Origin of the sequence: Aeromonas sp. HMWF015, from assembly GCF_963878965.1 — a bacterium.
GTDB classification, from domain to species: domain Bacteria; phylum Pseudomonadota; class Gammaproteobacteria; order Enterobacterales; family Aeromonadaceae; genus Aeromonas; species Aeromonas veronii.
The window spans coordinates 1-17386 of record NZ_CAWNZT010000022.1 but is presented as its reverse complement, the minus strand read 5'-3'; the positions used below and the strand labels follow the sequence as shown (position 1 = coordinate 17386).

General features: G+C 58.4%; 16 protein-coding genes. 8 read left to right on the top strand and 8 right to left on the bottom strand.

Annotated elements, in window-relative coordinates:
- The coding region (locus tag AACS18_RS00965) for an SAM-dependent chlorinase/fluorinase (RefSeq protein ID WP_258228669.1) at nucleotides 1-257 on the bottom strand (257 nt) is incomplete at its 3' end.
- 198 nt (nucleotides 258-455) lie between these two features.
- Between AACS18_RS00965 and AACS18_RS00960 the strand changes: the two genes are divergently transcribed.
- The 3 genes from AACS18_RS00960 to AACS18_RS00950 all read left to right on the top strand — a co-directional run bounded on the left by AACS18_RS00960 (nucleotide 456) and on the right by AACS18_RS00950 (nucleotide 3901).
- Nucleotides 456-920: a hypothetical protein gene (locus AACS18_RS00960; RefSeq protein WP_108612001.1), complete on the top strand. Its 465-nt coding sequence runs from the start codon at nucleotides 456-458 to the stop codon at nucleotides 918-920.
- Nucleotides 921-1046: 126 nt separating this feature from the next.
- Nucleotides 1047-2552 (top strand): GGDEF domain-containing protein, encoded by a 1506-nt coding sequence (locus AACS18_RS00955; protein WP_108612000.1) that lies wholly within the window; start codon nucleotides 1047-1049, stop codon nucleotides 2550-2552.
- Between the two features lie 98 nt (nucleotides 2553-2650).
- Nucleotides 2651-3901 carry a DEAD/DEAH box helicase gene (locus AACS18_RS00950; protein ID WP_108611999.1) on the top strand — a complete coding sequence of 417 codons (1251 nt, stop codon included), beginning with the start codon at nucleotides 2651-2653 and terminating at the stop codon, nucleotides 3899-3901.
- Nucleotides 3902-3985: 84 nt separating this feature from the next.
- Here AACS18_RS00950 and AACS18_RS00945 read toward each other — a convergent pair whose 3' ends face one another.
- Together AACS18_RS00945 and cphA are read right to left on the bottom strand one after the other, a co-directional pair.
- Entirely contained in the window at nucleotides 3986-5257 is a 1272-nt protein-coding gene (locus tag AACS18_RS00945; protein ID WP_108611998.1) for a lipopolysaccharide biosynthesis protein, read from the bottom strand.
- 228 nt (nucleotides 5258-5485) lie between these two features.
- The gene (gene cphA / locus AACS18_RS00940) at nucleotides 5486-6250 is read right to left on the bottom strand and encodes a CphA family subclass B2 metallo-beta-lactamase (protein WP_108611997.1); all 765 of its coding nucleotides are present in this window, start codon (nucleotides 6248-6250) and stop codon (nucleotides 5486-5488) included.
- A gap of 315 nt (nucleotides 6251-6565) precedes the next feature.
- On the opposite strand from cphA, the gene AACS18_RS00935 reads away from it, so the two are divergent.
- The 3 genes from AACS18_RS00935 to AACS18_RS00925 all read left to right on the top strand — a co-directional run bounded on the left by AACS18_RS00935 (nucleotide 6566) and on the right by AACS18_RS00925 (nucleotide 9604).
- Complete coding sequence (locus tag AACS18_RS00935) at nucleotides 6566-7801, top strand: HEPN/Toprim-associated domain-containing protein (RefSeq protein ID WP_108611996.1); 1236 nt, start codon at nucleotides 6566-6568, stop codon at nucleotides 7799-7801.
- Between the two features lie 327 nt (nucleotides 7802-8128).
- Nucleotides 8129-9031, top strand: a complete 903-nt coding sequence (locus AACS18_RS00930; protein WP_108611995.1) for a hypothetical protein — start codon at nucleotides 8129-8131, stop codon at nucleotides 9029-9031.
- A 111-nt stretch (nucleotides 9032-9142) separates the two neighbouring features.
- Nucleotides 9143-9604 carry a CesT family type III secretion system chaperone gene (locus AACS18_RS00925; RefSeq protein ID WP_108611994.1) on the top strand — a complete coding sequence of 154 codons (462 nt, stop codon included), beginning with the start codon at nucleotides 9143-9145 and terminating at the stop codon, nucleotides 9602-9604.
- Nucleotides 9605-9700: 96 nt separating this feature from the next.
- Here the strand turns inward: AACS18_RS00925 and AACS18_RS00920 are convergent, their stop codons facing one another.
- Both AACS18_RS00920 and aguA read right to left on the bottom strand, forming a co-directional pair.
- Nucleotides 9701-11404, bottom strand: a complete 1704-nt coding sequence (locus tag AACS18_RS00920; protein ID WP_108611993.1) for an amidase — start codon at nucleotides 11402-11404, stop codon at nucleotides 9701-9703.
- A 267-nt stretch (nucleotides 11405-11671) separates the two neighbouring features.
- Nucleotides 11672-12769: an agmatine deiminase gene (aguA, locus tag AACS18_RS00915; protein WP_108611992.1), complete on the bottom strand. Its 1098-nt coding sequence runs from the start codon at nucleotides 12767-12769 to the stop codon at nucleotides 11672-11674.
- Nucleotides 12770-12925: 156 nt separating this feature from the next.
- Between aguA and AACS18_RS00910 the strand changes: the two genes are divergently transcribed.
- Nucleotides 12926-13879: a LysR family transcriptional regulator gene (locus AACS18_RS00910; RefSeq protein ID WP_108611991.1), complete on the top strand. Its 954-nt coding sequence runs from the start codon at nucleotides 12926-12928 to the stop codon at nucleotides 13877-13879.
- A gap of 106 nt (nucleotides 13880-13985) precedes the next feature.
- Here AACS18_RS00910 and AACS18_RS00905 read toward each other — a convergent pair whose 3' ends face one another.
- Nucleotides 13986-14552: a TetR/AcrR family transcriptional regulator gene (locus AACS18_RS00905; protein ID WP_068977724.1), complete on the bottom strand. Its 567-nt coding sequence runs from the start codon at nucleotides 14550-14552 to the stop codon at nucleotides 13986-13988.
- Between the two features lie 199 nt (nucleotides 14553-14751).
- On the opposite strand from AACS18_RS00905, the gene AACS18_RS00900 reads away from it, so the two are divergent.
- Nucleotides 14752-15789 carry an alkene reductase gene (locus tag AACS18_RS00900; RefSeq protein ID WP_181363235.1) on the top strand — a complete coding sequence of 346 codons (1038 nt, stop codon included), beginning with the start codon at nucleotides 14752-14754 and terminating at the stop codon, nucleotides 15787-15789.
- 125 nt (nucleotides 15790-15914) lie between these two features.
- Here the strand turns inward: AACS18_RS00900 and rpoS are convergent, their stop codons facing one another.
- Complete coding sequence (gene rpoS / locus AACS18_RS00895; RefSeq protein ID WP_108611989.1) at nucleotides 15915-16895, bottom strand: RNA polymerase sigma factor RpoS; 981 nt, start codon at nucleotides 16893-16895, stop codon at nucleotides 15915-15917.
- Between the two features lie 45 nt (nucleotides 16896-16940).
- Nucleotides 16941-17386: peptidoglycan DD-metalloendopeptidase family protein (locus tag AACS18_RS00890; RefSeq protein ID WP_146184734.1), on the bottom strand; the 446-nt coding region annotated here is incomplete at its 5' end.

Genomic DNA, 17386 nt, shown 5'->3' with positions numbered 1-17386 from the left:
GTGCCCTTGGGCCAATACTGCAGGGTCTGGTAGAGGCGGTAGGAGGCTTCCCAAATGTTGTAAGCCGGGATCTCGTGGGTCAGGTCATAGAGCGGCAGGGCGCGATCCACCCCGAAGGCAACCCCCTTCATGGCCGACACGGCGCCATCTTTGAGGCCGAAATCGGTCTGGATCACCAGCGCTTCGCTGGCGGCGGCGATGCCGCTGGCCAGCATGAGGGCGAGCGCGATGGCGCGGGGAGCGGTGCGAATATCCATATCTGAACTCCTGAATCATCTGAGGATAACGAAACGGCAGCAGCCATTTAGACATCCAGACTGCCACCAATGAATTTTTTTGCAAGGGGTTTGCAACAAAGTAAGGGACGACTCGCAGAAAATGTGCTCGCCAAACGGCGACAGCGAGGGTATCAAAGGCAGAATGGAAAAACGTTTGCAATACAGGAGCTCAGCAACATGACACAACCCGTACCGGAGATGATGACCCTGCTGCTGGAGATTGGTGAACAGAGCAGTCAGGTCTGGCTGAGCCAGCCCGGGGCGGCCCCGTCACACTACCCGCTGGCCTTTGGCACCCACGCCATCCAGCCCGGGCCGTTTCGCCATGCACCGCCCACCCCGCTCGAACTGGAGCGGGCCATCATGGTGGTGGAAGATGAGCTGATGCGCATCGCCCCGCAGATCCCGCCCGGTTTGCAGCTGACCCTGCGCAGCCAGCCGTCACTGGCCGAAGTGTTGGGGGACAACCAGCTCGACCGGGATCTGGTGGAGCAGGCGTTCGGCCAGCTGGCCGCCATGGCGGAAGGGGATCCCCTCGCCGCCAGCTTGCTGCCCCGCGACGAGCACTTTGCCGCCGTATTGCTGATCGTCAGGGAGTGGCTGCACCATCTGGCCAGCGAAAGCGTGCTGATCGTGGAGTAGGGATAAATAAGTGGTGAGGGCTTCAGCTTCTGGCAAGGTTTGTCGGTGGATCCTGTCGGGATTTCCTTCGCGTATACTTTGCCCATATGGCGCTCACGCCCCTATCGGTACCGCACCCAGACTCCTATGACCTTATTTTCAGGTAAATCCCCAACTCTTCACTGGCCATCGGCGTCTACTCGCCAGTTCATCGTCAAAGTGCTCGGATTGACCCTGCTCGCCCTCACCGGATTGGTCTGCGTCTTCTATTACACCTATCAGAGCCTGCGGCACGATATGGATCTCATCACAGCCAAGCAGAAGAACGTGTTCGAGGTCTTCTACCAGCGGGCCAAAATCCTCGAGGTGGAGAACATCACCAGCTATCTTGCCTACCAGCGGTCGCTGGAGACCCCCACCCACCTCGTAAACAACAAAGCGAACACCAACTACCTCTATGGCTACGACCTGAGAAGCAAGGACCGCTTTGCCGATGTGCCCCTGCAATACCCGGCCGCCAATATCCTCAACACCTTCCGCTATGCCCTCTCCTATCCGGAGGTGATCAATATCTACACCATCTGGAACGACTACCGGCTGATCGGCATGGTGGCCGACAACAAGCTGCTGCCCGCCAGACTGGCGCCGATCAAGGTGGATTTGATGACCCTGCCTGCCTGGTATCACTACTTCGGTTGCGCCAGCTTTGCACCCGGCCGCCCCTTTTGCAGCGCCGATGAAGCCTTTGTCTCCGATATCGGTATCGACCCCTTCAGCATGCGCAAAACCATAGTAATGAGCTTCCCCTTCATTCATCAGTCGGGGCGTGGCGGCTACAAATACGGGTTGCTCAGCATCGACATCGCCGTCGATGAGGCGTTTAGCGATGTGCTGCAGCCCTTCGACACTGTCAACCCGACCCGCACCGATATCTCGTTTGAGGCTGCCGAGCCCTGCCGTTCCTGGCACTTCTGCCTGAGCAAACCCTTTATGCGCACCAAGGCTGGGGAAGATCTCTATCTGAAGTGGTCCTACTGCTGGCTCGATTTCATCAAACTGGCCTTTCACAGTGCAGCGTTCAAGGTCTATCTCATCGTGCTGTTGCTGGGCATGATTGTCTGGAAGCAGCTCTACCAGCGACTGCGAACACTGGCGCACACCGACCACCTGACTCGACTGCCACGCAGGGATGTGCTCAGTCAGAGCCTGCTCCATGAGCACGACTACCTGATGATCCTCGATATCGACAACTTCAAGTCCATCAACGACACCTATGGCCATGGCATCGGTGATCTGGCACTGGTCGCCTTTGCCCGCCACCTCAGAAGCAATATCCGCAAGGTGGACAGCGCCATCCGTTGGGGGGGCGAGGAGTTTATCGTGCTGTTCAAGGGGATGGAGGATGACGAGATGATGACCCACTCCGCTGGCCGCCTGCTGGATCGGCCATTGGGGATCCCCGAGCTGCCCACCCCCATCACCTTCTCCGCCGGGGTGATCCGCATTCGTGACTATCTCACCGTCACCGAGGCAGTGCATCTGGCCGACGAGCTGCTCTACCACGTCAAACAGCACGGCAAACACAACATCGCCTGCTACGAGGGCAAAACGATCCGGCTGATCCGCCCATTGCCGGACGACGCAGAGGCATAGCCGCCTTCTGCCGATCCCCCTGCTTCTGTTACCATCGCGGCCACGATGATTGTGTCGTTGTGGCCGCTGGCCGCGATAACCCCATACTGGTGCCTTCTATGTCCATTGCCTCCTTTGCCGAACTGGCCCTCTCCCCCCGTCTGCAGCAGACCCTGAGCGAACTCGGCTATGCCGCGCTCACCCCCATTCAGGCTCGCGCCATCCCGGTCATTCTGGCGGGGCGGGATCTGATGGCGGGGGCCCAGACCGGCACCGGCAAGACCGCCGCCTTTGTGCTGCCGCTGCTGGAGCAGTTGCTGGCGCAGCCGCAAGCAGAATCCCCGCGCCCGATCCGCGCGCTGGTGCTGGTGCCAACCCGCGAGCTCGCGGTACAGGTCGCCGAGAGTGTCGCGCGCTACGGGCAGGGGACAGGTCTCACCAGCACGCAAGTCTACGGCGGGGTGAGTATCGCGGCGCAGGTAGAGGCGCTTCAAGCCGGGGTGGATATCCTGATCGCCACCCCGGGCCGCCTGCTCGACCATCTGCGTCAGGGGGTATTGAGCCTGGATAGCCTCCGCCATCTGGTGTTTGACGAGGCGGATCGCATGCTCGACATGGGCTTTATGGACGAGATCAAGGCGCTGCTCAAACAGATCCCGGCGGATCGCCAGACCCTGCTCTTCTCCGCCACCTGCGACGACAACCTGTTTGCCCTCTGCAAGGTGCTCCTGCGCGACCCCGAACTGATCGAAGTGGCACCGCGCAACACCACGGCAGCCGAGGTGGAGCAGCGGGTTTATACCGTGGACAGCGATCGCAAGCTGGCACTGGTCGAACATATGCTCAAAGTGAAAGGTTGGGCACCGGCGCTCATCTTCAGCCGCACCCGTCAGGGGGCGGACAAACTGGCCCAGCAGCTCGGCAAGGCGGACATCAATGCGCTGGCCTTCCACGGCGATCTGTCGCAAAGTGCGCGGGAGAAAGTGCTGCTGGAGTTTCGCGCTGGCACCTTGCAGGCGCTGGTCGCCACCGACGTAGCAGCCCGCGGCCTCGATATCAGCGATCTCAACTATGTGATTAATCTCGAGTTCCCGTTTGTGGCGGAGGATTACGTCCACCGTATCGGTCGCACCGGCCGCGCCGGCAACAAGGGGCTCGCCATTACCCTGTTCAGTCCGGAAGATGCGCCCCTGCTGGAGAAGGTGGAAGCGGTACTCGACACCCGCTTGCCCCAGCAGTGGTTTCCGGGCTTTGAGCCGGATCTCACCCGCTTCGAGCCCGAGCCGCGCCGCAATAGCAAGGCGGCCCAGAAGCAGCGCGCCAGAAAGCAGGCCCTCGCTGGCAACAAGGGTGGCAAGGGCAAGCGTTAAACCGCTCCTGCGCCGCCAATAAAAAAACGCCCGCACGGGCGTTTTTTGTTATCTGACCAAAGCCAGCTCTTGGCGAGTCACACCCTAACGGGTCGCCAGCACCAGTGGCAGGGATCGCAAGATCTGCCGCTCCGCCAGGGTCGAGAGAATAAACATCACCATATAGCCGAGCCCCAGCGCCACGATAATCGCCACCACGTTGGCGGTGAATTCGGCCACCAGATAGTAGGCGGCGACCAGTGCCACTATGCCCGCCAGCCGGATCAACAAGCTCTGGGTAAAGTGACCGTGAGCCTTGATATAGGCGAGCTGATAGCCGTTGAACATCATAAAGATAAAGAAGATCGAGAAGTGGAACAGTACAGGCACAGCACCCACGTAGTCGGCGGGGAAGAACAACAGCACCAGCGGCTTGCCCGCCAGCAACATCAAGCCAAAGAAGGCCAGACTGACAATGGCGGAGAGACGGAAGATCCAGCTCCGTATCATTCTGATCTGGCGGTGATCGCCGTTGCGCAGATTGACCGCCAGCTCAGGCAGCACAAAGCGGTAGATGGGGAAGACGAACAAGGTGGTCATATAGGTGAAGATGGGGCGCACCACCACCTGAAAATCCCCCAGCTCGTCGATGCTGAAGTGGCGGATAGTGAGCAGCACAGTGATATAGATCATCAGGATGCTGGCGCCCGCCTCCAGCGAGGCGGTAAAGCTCTTCTTCACATAGCTCACCATCTCGGGGCCGAGCGCTACCTTGGCCAGCGGCTTGGTGGCGATGGCCCTGCGCCGCGAAACATACATATAACCGGCGATGGCGAGCGACGAGAAGGTCAGCCCGTAGAAGAGCGAAGCGAGCGCATCCATCCCCAGTCCGAAATAGCAGGCCATAAACAGCAGACCGTTGGCCAGCGGCTCCAGCCAGGTGACCCGGTTGGAGAGCGCATACATCCGGTACATGGCCACCAGATTGGTGAAGTAGACCTTGAGCCCCAACCCGAAGATGACCCCCACCAGTTGCAAATACTCCACCCGGATATGGAGCCCGTGCTTGATATAGGGGATCACCGCCCCCCAGGTGAGCAGCACGATGCCGATGAGGAAGTAGCGGAAGATATTGATGATGTCCCGATCGTTTTTGGTCTGGGAGTAGCTCACCACCATGGAGGAGCGAAAACCTGTCATCAGGATAAAGGAGAGGGAGATCAAATCCACCACGCTGTTAAACAGCGCCAGCTCCCCCTTGGCGACCCACTGCGCCAACCACACCTTGAAGGCGAAGCCGATAACGATGCTGACCAGCGAGGCCCACATCCCGGTGATAAAGGCCTGCTTGAGGCGCGCGAGAGAGGCGTATTGCATAACGAAAATGGATAACTTTCAGGGAAAAGAGAGAGGGCCATCTTATGAAAGCCCACCCGCCTTGAACAGCCTTAATCTCGCCGTGCCAACGCCCGCAATAAGTGGCCGCAGAAAAACCGCAACAGCAAAACCCCCGCTTATTTCCTGAAAGCGGGCGTTTTGTGGTGTGCCGTTATGGCTGCTGATTGCAGCGATGGCACGGCTTGCTGCCAGTCTGTCGCGCAACCCTTATGACTGCGGCGCCGCCTTGATCAGCTCTTTATAGTGATCAATCAGCTCGGGGCCGTGCAGCGGCGAGTCGTGACCGCCAATCACTGTCTTGATCGGCAGCTTCATCGCTTTGAGCCGCTCGATGGTCTGCGGATACGCCTTCACATTGGCAAAGCTCAGATTGCCCAGCTTCTCCTTGAGGATGCAGTTGCCATAGAGCACCTGCTCGTCGGGGAAGTAGACAAAGATGCCGTCCGGCGTATGGGCCGGGCCCGCGTAGAAGGCGCGCACTTTGCCATCTTGCAGCTTGAAGTCACCATCGTGCACCACGTTGGGCAGCACCAGCGGCAGATCCGGGTACTCCGGCAGCCCCTTGCGGGTAAAGGCGACAATCTCGGCCCAGTCGCTCTTCATCAGATCCCGGGTCTGGCGGGTCGCCACCACCTTGGCCCCGATGGACTTCCAGTAGGCGTTACCGCCCGCGCGGTCGGTGTGGTAGTTGGTGTTGATCACCTCCAGCACCGGCTTGCTGCTGACCCGTTTGATCAGCTTGTGCAGCTCGCGGGCAGTATCCGGCGTCCAGGTCGCCCCCACCACTGTCACCCCCTTGGCCCCGAAATAGACCATGGAGTTTTCCTTTACGTAGTAGTTATCTTCAACCACGTAAACAGGGCCGCTTACCTGCTTGAGGGAGATCCCCGCGGCCCGCACGCTGCCACCCCAGAAACTCGCCATCAGCACCACAGCCCCAGCCAATCCGCACTTCATCCAACTTTTCATCATCTTGCTCCCTCGAACCAACCGCCCCCTCGCCACCCCTGTGGCAAGCCGGGCCTTTTAAGCAATGGGCAGAAGATACGGGGGATTTGTGAGGGGAAAATGAGGTTGTGTGAAGTCTGAGTGAAGTCAGGGAAAAACAGCAGCGACCTCCAATTCGCGAACGTCCGAATACGCTTCGCTATTCGAACCTACGGCCCTATTCGAACCTAAACATCTAATGAAATAGGTACAAATTTACCATATCATTATTTAAAGTTAGGGAAAACATACTCTACGAGTTTGTAGAGTAATTATCAAATTTTGATAAAGGGCTATAGCATGGGTAGTTATGCAGACATTAAAATAAATGGACATATTCTAGTTGAATGGAAGAATACTTATGACGAATGGTATTTCACTAAATCAGATCGAGCTCGGGAAATAGCGCAAGCTGATGAAGAACGTGACTTTATTGGATATCGAGCTCCTGTATCAACAATTCGACGACGTCTTCAACTTGCTGGATATGACCGAAAATCCCTTGAACACGATTTCAATGAAACTCGTGAGCTTTGGATAAAGGAGATGAAAGAAAGTTTAGATTATTACAGCCAGGTAGCAGCAATTCATAATGAACAATATGATGTACATATGGCCAGTGTCATACCTAAAAAACTAGAAGTATTACGAAGTACGACTCTTGAACAATGGATTAAACATTTCCCAGAAGCCTTAGATAAAACTGATTTATCATTTGATAATTTTGACGATGAAGTTGATGTGAACATTCCCAATAAACCATTGCTATCTTTCATGCTTTCACCGCTGCATGGCGTTCCTAATCACTATCATCATGGATTTTCAGGGGCAATATTCCCATGCATGCAAATGGAATCTTATGCAATCCTTTTACTTGATATGTGTAAAGACGATGATTTGTGTGAACTGGATATAACCGACATAGTAAATGGTGGGTGGGTCGATGATTTTGATGATATAGAACAAGTACAGTCTGGTGAGACGATATTTTTTAAAATTTTTAAAAAATCAATAGATGAAATTCAATCTATTGAACTTAACAAAGCTACACCTGTATTACAAAGAATGATTTTCTCTAGTGTGATAACAGCTATGGAGGCATATCTTACTGATACAATGAAACGCCATGTTCTAAACAGACATGCAATAAAACGTAGATTTGTTGAATCTTATCACTCATTTAAAAACCTTGAGATAAAAGGAAATGACATTTTCAAGTACCTTGACGAACTAGACAGAAAGATACTTTTTTATCTTGACCGTCAAATATCTTTCCATGATATAAAAAACATAAAAAACCTTTTTGAGAAAGTCCTTGACTGCAAAATACCTGATGACAAGCTAAAAACTATTGGGTCTTACTCCCAAACTAGACATGATATTGTTCATCGCAATGGGAAAAGTCGACATGGCGATAATGTATATATCTCACAAGAGGACATCACCAATTTGATAGGCGTCATTTACGAGTTTGTTGTCGATATAGATAAACAGATTATTGATGGTCTTTTAGATAGTTGCAGTGAGCATAACTGACCAAATATAGCTTTAACTTCCATGTAGGCATTCGATTAATTGAATCTAATATCTAAAATAAAAACCACCCGCATTGCGAGTGGTTTTTATTTTATCACTAGACACATGGGTTATTTAGCCTCAGTAACCAATCACCCCAACGGCGGCGTCTGTGGCGGCACCATACGCTTGCTGCCGGTGGACTCAACGCCGAACTCCTCTCACACACGCCAGTGCAGGCCAACCCCAAACTAAAATAGTGCAACCATGGCTAATAAACTGCGTTTTCACTGACGGGTATGATGCAGGCCAGATGTATCGCTTGTAGTGAGATAAGGAACCAAGGTCATGGCTATTCATGGAGCTACCCCGGTGATGTTGAAGGCTATCGACAGCCTGCAGCTCGCCAACGTCAATCCCGGCAGCAATCAGAAGCTTGCCCTTCATCTGGGTGAAGGCAAGGAGTACACCATTCATATCGGCAAGAGCGGGGATGTCTCCGTACAACGGGACCTAGCCCATTTAAGCACGCTGGGCCGCATCAAAAATGCGGTGGTCGATTTCTTTAGCCGCGCCGCCACCAAGGGGGAGAGTGCGCTCACCACCCGGGCCACTCAAATTCAGTCCGAGGTGCAGCGGCAACTGACCGAACTTGGCCAAGCCAAGAAGATTGTGCAGCAAGCCTTTAACCAGCCCGTCAGCGAGTTCAAGAACGAGGCCCAATATCTGAAGCCGGGTAGCGACCCCAAAACGGCGACCATGGCCGATATCACAGATGCCAACAAGAAGCGCCTCGGTCTGGAGACGCTGGAGAAGGACTCCCTGAGCTTTGTCCAGCAGCACTTCTCCAGCTTTATCAACGGTAAAGATGCCATCTTCAGCATGCTGAGCAGTCGGGTGATCGAGCGGACGATCGCCCTGCACGAGTCACTCTCGGGTGAGGCACTCAGCTCGGCGTTGAATACCCTGGGCCATGAATCGGAGGCGTTCAACGCCAAGGTCAATGCAGAGTTCAATCGCAGCTTCGTCCAGCTGTTTGAGCAAAGAGCCAACGCCGAGCTGAACGCCCTGACCAAGGCAAACACCCGCGCCAACAAGACCTCACCGCTGGTCGAAGAGCACACTGGCTCATCGGACGGGGAGAACGTCGCCGCCAAGATGAAGAAAAGCGTGCGCTTTAACGACAATCCGGTGAGCGATGTCCGGATGTTCGAGCTGGAAGAGGGCCGAGCACTCAATATCAAGGTGTAACCCTTGCCATGAATATGGATGACGGCCCGGCCCGCTCGGTGGCGGGCCGTCTCGTTGTGATCTTGCCATACCCCTTCGAAGACGACCGGGCAACCGGACTGGAGTGTTGTGTTGGATATCTATCAGAAAATCGTGGCCGAGCTGTCGGTCGAGCCGCTGGCCTTCGATGAAAACGGCGTCTGCACGTTCGAGATCCAGCGAGCAGCAGAGGAAGCGAGCGCCCCCTTTGTGGTCAATATCGTGGCTCAGCCCGACGAAATGGCACTGGTGCTCTCGGTGACTACGGCGAGCGATCTTCCCGAGCGCCTGTCTCGCGAATTGTTCCTGCGTTTTGGCGAGCATGCCCTCGCCCCCTTGCGCCATGGCTACGGGGTCGGCATCTATCCCGGCACCGAGCGGGTATCGTTTTTCTCCCAGCTCGCGTTGGGGAACTATCGTCCGCAGCAGATCAGGGAGAGCCTCGCCGATCTGCTGGAGAAGGCCCACGAGTGGGAGGCCAGTTTGTCCCAGGATGAGCAGACCCCGCCTGTGACAAAAAGCGAGATGGGCGCGGGCCAGAACATCCGGGTGTGATGGCCAAAGCCAGAATATGGACGAAAAAAGAGGGAGGCATAATGCCTCCCTCTCTCTTTGTGCCTGATCTAACAACTATCAGGCCAGCGGCGACGCTCAAGCCAACGGCGGCGTGCGTGGCGGCACCTTGCGCTTGCTGCCGGTGGACTCGAAGGCCGAGGCGAAGCGCAGCAGGTTGTTGTCGTCATAGGCACGACCGGCGAAGGTCAGCCCCACCGGCATACCGATATCGGCCATCACACCCATGGGGACGGTGACGGTCGGCACGCCGAGGTGGCGAATGGCGAGGTTGCCGTTGGCGACCCAGATGCCGTTGCTCCAGGCGATATCGGCGGAGGCCGGATTCACATCCGCATCAGCCGGGGCGACGTCGGCGACGGTCGGGAACAGCACGGCGTCGAGCTTGAGCCCGTCCATCCAGTCTTCCAGATCCAGCTTGCGGGTTTTCTCCAGGCCGCGCAGACCGTCCGGCACTGTAGCGATCTCGTCCCAGGATTTCAGGCCGCGCTTGGCCATATTGACGTACTCGTCCATGCCCGCCGCCAGATCGCCCTCGCGGTTCGGCAGGGTACCCGGATCGTGGGGGAAGATCTTCGGCCCATCGACATCGGCCAGCTTGTTCAACTTGGGATCGCCGTTGGCGCGCAGGAAGTCGTCGAACGCCCAGCCGGAGAGCTCCCACAGCTCGTCGTTGAGAAACTCCGGGCTCACGATGCCGCGATTGAACACGGTCGGCGCGCCGGGTCGGTCCCCTTCGCAGTTGGATACCAGCGGGAAGTCCACTTCGATGACTTCGGCGCCAGCGGCTTCCAGCGCCTTGCGCGCTTCTTCCCAGAGGGCGATCACGGTCTCACGGGTATGGATGCGCTGACCGGTCGGGCCGCCGATGCCGGGGTTTTCGCTGGTGCCGGCCAGTTCATCCTTGTTGATAAACATGCGCGGCACGCCGAGGCGCTTGCCCTTGAGGGCATCGGCCTTGGCAGCCAGATCCAGATAGGAAGCCGGACGCACCTCGGAGGCCTTGGGCAGCTGCACCCAGGGCTGCAGGCGCCACAGATCGCCACGGGTTTCGGCATCGTCAGCCACCACCACATCCAGCACTTCCAAGAGGTCGTTCATGGTGCGGGCATAGGGCACCACCACATCCATGGTCGGGGTCAGCGGCCAGTTGCCGCGCACCGAGATGACGCCACGGGACGGGGTGTAGGCGCACAGACCGTTGTTGGAGGCAGGGCCACGGCCGCTCGACCAGGTCTCTTCCGCCAGACCAAAGGCGGAGAAGCTGGCGGCGGTGGCGGTACCGGCACCGTTGGAGGAGCCGGAGGCAAACGGCGCGGTCAGGTAGTCGGCGTTGTAGGGGCTCTCTGCACGGCCATAGACGCCGCGCTGCATGCCACCATTGGCCATCGGCGGCATATTGGTTTTGCCAAGGCAGATGGCACCGGCGGCGCGCAGGCGCTCAACGGTAAAGGCATCGCGCTGGGCCACCAGATCCTTGAAGGCCGGGCTGCCGGAGGCAGCGGTCAGCCCCTTGACCAAATAGCTGTCTTTGGCGGTGTAGGGGATGCCGTCGAGCGGCCCCAGGGTTTCACCACGAGCGCGGCGGGCATCGGAAGCCTCGGCTTCTTTCAGCGCATCGGGATTGGCGACCACCACGGCATTGAGTTTGGTGGCAGTCTCGGGGCCGTTGTAGGCCTCGATACGGGCCAGATAGGCCTTGACCAGTTCGACCGCTGTGGTGCGGCCTGATTCGAGCGCGGCACGAAGCTCGGCAATGGAAACCTCGGTCACTTCGATCATTTAGGATCTCCTGTAAAAGGGTGACTGTTTGTCATGATGATCGCCGCATCAGCGCCGGCGACCATCACACCATCAAGAGAGAAAACCCCACGGCGTGGGGTTTTGAATACCAACCTCAGCTGGCGTAAGCCGGTTTACGACCCGTCGCGAGAGGCCGTCAGCAAGGTGAAGAGCAGCGCAGGAACCGGAGTGTATGTGAATACATGAGGATTCCGAGCAGCACATGAGCCTTGATCACGGCTTCGCAGCAGGATCGTCATCCGGTTCTTATTTGCCGGAGGGGATCTGCTGGGTAATGCAGTGAATATTGCCACCGCCCAGCAGGATCTCGCGGGCCGGTACGCCGACCACGGTGTGATCCGGGAAGATCTCTTCCAGAATGCGCTGGGCTTCGCCATCGGTGGCGGCATCCAGCAGCGGATAGACGATGCGATCGTTGGTGATAAGGAAGTTCACGTAGGAACCGGCCAGACGGCCTTCTGCCTCGCGCGGCACGCCGGTACCGCTCTCGACACCGGCAGACTCCTCTTCAGTACAGAACAGCGGGCCCGGCTGGGGCAGCTTCCACACTTTCAGCTTGCGACCCTTGGCATCGACCGCCGCTTCCAGCACCTTGAGGGCGGCCACGGAGCGGGCGTACTGGGGATCGTTCTGATCGTCAGTCCAGTGCAGGGCCACTTCACCCGGACGCACGAAGCAGCACATGTTGTCGATGTGGCCGTCGGTTTCATCCATGTAGACGCCTTCGTCCAGCCAGATAAAGCTGGTGACGCCCAGATAGTCGCGCAGGTGAGCTTCGATCTGCTCTTTGGTCAGGTGCGGGTTGCGGTTTTCGTTGAGCAGGCACTCGGCGGTGGTCAGGCAGGTACCTTCGCCATCGACGTGGATAGAGCCCCCTTCCAGAATCAGCGGCGCATCGTAACGAGCCATGCCGTGCTGGGCCAGCATCTGGGCAGCAACCTCTTCATCCTGATTCCACGGGTAGTAGAGACCGCCCTTGTGACCACCCCAGGCGTTGAAGCCCCAATCCACGCCACGGCACTCGCCGGCCGCGTTGGTAACGATGGTCGGGCCGGTATCGCGGGCCCAGCAGTCATCGCTGTCCATTTCGACCAGAGTGACGTGAGCGGGCATGATGGTGCGGGCCTGCTCCATAAACTGGGCCGGAACTCCCATAAAGACCGGGGTGGCTTGCCCAATGGCATCTGCCACCTTGGCGAAGGTCTCTTGCGCGAAGCGACCTGCTACGCGCCAGTTGTCCGGGCGAAACGGCCAGATCATCCAGACGGCCTGCTGGTGCGCCCACTCGGCGGGCATGGTGAAGCCGTCGGCGGCCGGCGTGGAGTTAATGGTCTTGATGCTCATCGCAAGGCTCCTTGCATGGATTGAGGCCCCCGTTTACGCCAGATGCGGCGCGGGAACCCGGAAAAATAAGAGTGGGTCGCAGATTAAGACGTTGCGCCCCCATCCATCAAATGAATAGGATGGATTGTCCCATAAACACGGCGAATAATCCCCCCCATGAAACTGCACCAGCTCGACCTCAATCTGCTGCTCGCTTTTGACGCCCTGATGACGCAAGGGAGCGTCACCCGCGCCGCCGAGGCGCTTTTTATCAGCCAGCCCGCCATGAGCCACTCCCTTAACCGGTTGCGCACCTTTCTCGGCGACCCGCTCCTGGTGCGCACCCCGCAGGGGATGCTGCCGACCCCTCGCGCCCAGCGGCTGCACCTCGGGGTGCAGCAGGCGCTGCGGCTGCTGGAGCAGCAGCTCACCGAGGAAGAAGAGTTCGAGCCGAGCCAGTCGAAGCGGCGGTTCGTGCTCTGCACCACAGATTACGTGGAGTGTGTGCTGATCCCGCCGCTGATCCAGCGCCTCAGACGGCTGGCGCCGGGGGTCACCATCGAGATCCGCATCCTGCGCGACACCCTGCCCGAAGCCGAGCTGGCAAGCGGCGAGATCGATCTGGTGCTGGGCTTTGACGAGTACATGCAGGTGCCGGGGTATCTTGGCAAAGAGACCTGGCTCACCGAGCCGCTGGCCGGGCTGGTACGCGCCGATCTGCCCATTGCCAAATCGGCCCCCGCCGGCGCCGAGGATGACCCCTCCCAATGGATGGAGCGCATCACCTTGCAGCAGCTTATCGCCATGCCCCATGTGTTCCACTCGCCGCTGGGTACCTCGGAGGCGAGCCTCGACCGCTATCTGAAGAGTCAGGGCTTTAGCCGCACCATCTCGGTCAACAGCCAGAGTTATATGTCCGCCGCCGCCATCGTCAGCCAGAGCGATCACCTGCTGGTGCTGCCCAGCATGGTGGCCGAGCTGCTCGCCACCCACTGGCCGCTGAAAAGCCTGCCGCTACCCGCAGACGTGCCGGATTACCACCTAAACTGCGTCTGGCATCCCGTGCACGCGCAGCAACCGGCGCTGGTGTGGCTGAAAGATTTGATGAAAGAGCTGGTAGGGCCGAGGTAAGGCCGCTGCGTCTGGCACCAAAGGTTGATGGAGAAGCCCGGCAAGGGCTGAGACCAGAAACAACAGTGGCTCCCGAGGGAGCCACTGTTGTTTTCGCTGTATCGCGTTACGCCCGCAGGGCCCGCATCAGCTGGGCGACCACGTCGTCAAGCAGGGGGCGATCGGGGCGGCACTGGGCGAAGGTGACCAACCCTTGCAGGTTGATCAGCAGCAGAGCGGTGAGGGTGCGGATATTGCTATCAGGGGCCAGTTCGCCCTTTGCCTGAGCCTGCGTCAGCAACTCGGCCAGATCCTGCTCCAGCTCGCCATAGATGACCTTGACCCGCTGGGTCAGCTCCTCATCCTGTTCGCTCAACTCCATCATGGTGCGGGTCACCAGACAGGAGCCGCAGAGCGCCTCCCCCACAATCCGGTCGAGATAAGCCGCAAGGCCCGCCAGCGGGCTCGGGTTGTCGAGCAGGGAGCGGCGCAGGGTGCGTTTGCCCTCGACATAGTGATCCACCGCCGCCAGCAGCAGGCCGCGCTTGTTGCCGAAGGCGCCGTAGATGCTGCCCGGATGCAGGCCGGTGGCGGCCACCAGCTCCTGCATGGTGGTCTTGGCGTATCCCTTGGCGCGAAACGCTTCCATGGCATTTCGCAGCACCTCGTCCCGATCAAACTCGGCTATGCGCATGGTTCCTCCCGTGGGAAATGGTTCACCGGCAAGGGGCAACAGGGCCCGCCGATAAAGTGTGGCTGGAAAGGGCGGCAAGTTTACCCCAGCCGCCCGCTCGGGCCAACCTTCTTGAACGCGCATTCAAAAAAAGCTTGCGCCCGACGCAAAAAACGTCTTGAATGCACGTTCAAGAATAACCCATTCAGGACAACCTATCATGAATACCCTGTTTCAGCCGTATCGCCTTAATGACACTCTGACCCTGGCCAACCGCTTCATGATGGCCCCGCTCACCCGCTGCATGGCAGGCCCAGGTCTGGTGCCGACCGAGCAGATGGCAGCCTATTACGGCCGCCGCGCCGACATCGGCCTGATTGTTTCCGAGGCCGTCATCATTCGCCCCGATGCGCAGGGCTACCCCAATACCCCGGGCCTGTTCACCCAGGCACAGATCGATGGCTGGAAGAAGGTAACCAGCGCCGTGCACGCCAAGGGCGGCAAGATCTTCGCCCAGCTGTGGCACGTTGGCCGTCTCTCCCACCCCTTCTTCCATCAGGCGGAAGTGCTGGCCCCCTCTGCCGTGGCCCATGAGGGCACCATGCCGCGTATGCGCGAGCTGACCTATCTGGTGCCGCGCGCCCTGACCGAAGCCGACATCGTCCAGCTGGTAGAGGATTACGCGACTGCCGGTGCCAACGCCATCGAGGCCGGTTTTGACGGGGTGGAGATCCACGGGGCCAACGGCTACCTGATCGACCAGTTCCTGCACCACTCCACCAACCTGCGCAGCGACAACTACGGTGGCAGCCCGGAAAAGATGAGCCGTTTCGCGCTGGAAGTGGTCGATGCCATCAGCGCCCGCATCGGCGGTGATCGAGTTGGCATTCGCCTCTCCCCCGGTGCCTATGTCCATCTGGCAGGCAGCCCGGAAGATCGCGCCGTGTTCGACCATCTGCTGGGCAAGCTCAACGATCGCCCGCTGGCCTATATCCACCTCGGCATCTTCGATGACAACCTCACCTTCGATTATCTGGGTGGCCGCGCCTCCGACTATCTGCGCGCCCACTACAAGGGCAATCTGGTCGGGGTGGGCAACTACGACGCCGAGCGCGCCGCCGTGGCCATCGAGGCCAACCGCTTCGATCTGGTGGCCATCGGTCGTCCGCTTATCGCCAACCCGGACTACCTCACCAAGGTGAAAAAGGGCGAAGCGCTGGTGCCCTACGCCGACACCATGCTGGCTGAGCTGGTATAACCGCGCAGCCATCGCCAGACGACAGGCAATAAAAAACGAGGGGAGCTGTTGCTCCCCTCGTGCTATCTACTTGTTCTACCGTTCAGCCAGCTTTTGCCATCACGGCAACCTACTCAGGTGCGAAATCAGGTGCGAAACAAGGCCTCAATGGAGAGCCCCTGGCTAAGCAGGATCTCCCGCAGACGGCGCAGCCCCTCAACCTGGATCTGGCGTACCCGCTCGCGGGTCAGGCCAATCTCGGCTCCCACATCCTCAAGGGTGGCAGGCTCGTAACCCAGCAGACCGAAACGGCGAGCCAGCACTTCCCGCTGCTTGGGATTAAGCTCCTCCAGCCAGTGCACGATGCTGCTGCGCATATCATCTTCCTGTGACTCCAGCTCAGGCCCCATGCCGCGCTCGTCGGAGAGCACATCCAGCAGCGCCTTGTCGCGATCGCCGCCTATGGGGGTGTCCACCGAGGTGATCTTCTCGTTGAGTTTGAGCATGCGGTTCACATCATCCACCGAACGATCCAGCGCGAAGGCGATATCCTCGGCGGTCGGCTCGTGATCGAGACGGTGAGAGAGTTCGCGCGCGGTGCGCAGGTAAACGTTTAACTCTTTGACCACATGAATGGGCAGACGGATGGTGCGGGTCTGGTTCATGATGGCCCGCTCGATGGTCTGGCGGATCCACCAGGTGGCATAGGTAGAGAAACGGAAGCCGCGCTCGGGGTCGAACTTCTCGACCGCGCGGATAAGACCGAGGTTGCCCTCTTCGATAAGATCCAGCAGCACCAGGCCGCGGTTGTTGTAACGACGGGCGATTTTCACCACCAGTCGCAGGTTGGACTCGATCATGCGTTTGCGGGCGGCTTTGTCACCGCGCAAGGCACGACGGGCATAATAGACTTCCTCTTCGGCAGTGAGCAGCGGGGAGAAGCCAATCTCCCCCAGATAGAGTTGCGTGGCATCCATCACCTTGTTCAGCTCAGGTGCCAGCAACTCATCGGAGATAGTCTCGTCCGCCTCGGCGGCTACCTCCTGCAACTCTTCTACCTCGTGAGATTCGGGTTCAGCGTCAAACTCTAACTCTGCATCCTGCATTACCAGTTGTTCTTGGCTCATGGTGTGTCTCCCTGACGTTACCAGAGTAAGACGGTCTCTCTGGGGTTAACGCTTTGGCAAATAGCTCATCGGATTGATCGACTTGCCTCTGTACCGGATCTCGAAATGCAATCGCACATCCGGCGCGTCCGTGCTACCCATGTTGGCAATGACCGAGCCCCCCTTGACGCTGTCCCCTTCCTTCACCCGCAACTCGTCGTTGTGTGCGTAAGCGGAGAGATAGTCATCATCATGCTTGAGGATAATCAGCTTGCCGTACCCCCTTAAAGCACTGCCAGCGTATACCACTTTACCGCTGCTGGCGGCGTAGACGGGTTGCCCCTTCTGGCCGGCTATGTCGATCCCCTTGTTACCCTGTTCTGCAACAGAGAACCCCTCGACAATCCGGCCTTTTGCGGGCCAGTGCCAAGCAAGTCTCGACTGGGAGTTGTTTGTTTTTTGTTCTTTGACCTGAGCGTATTCCTTCGGTGCTGCCGGAGCAACGGATTTCT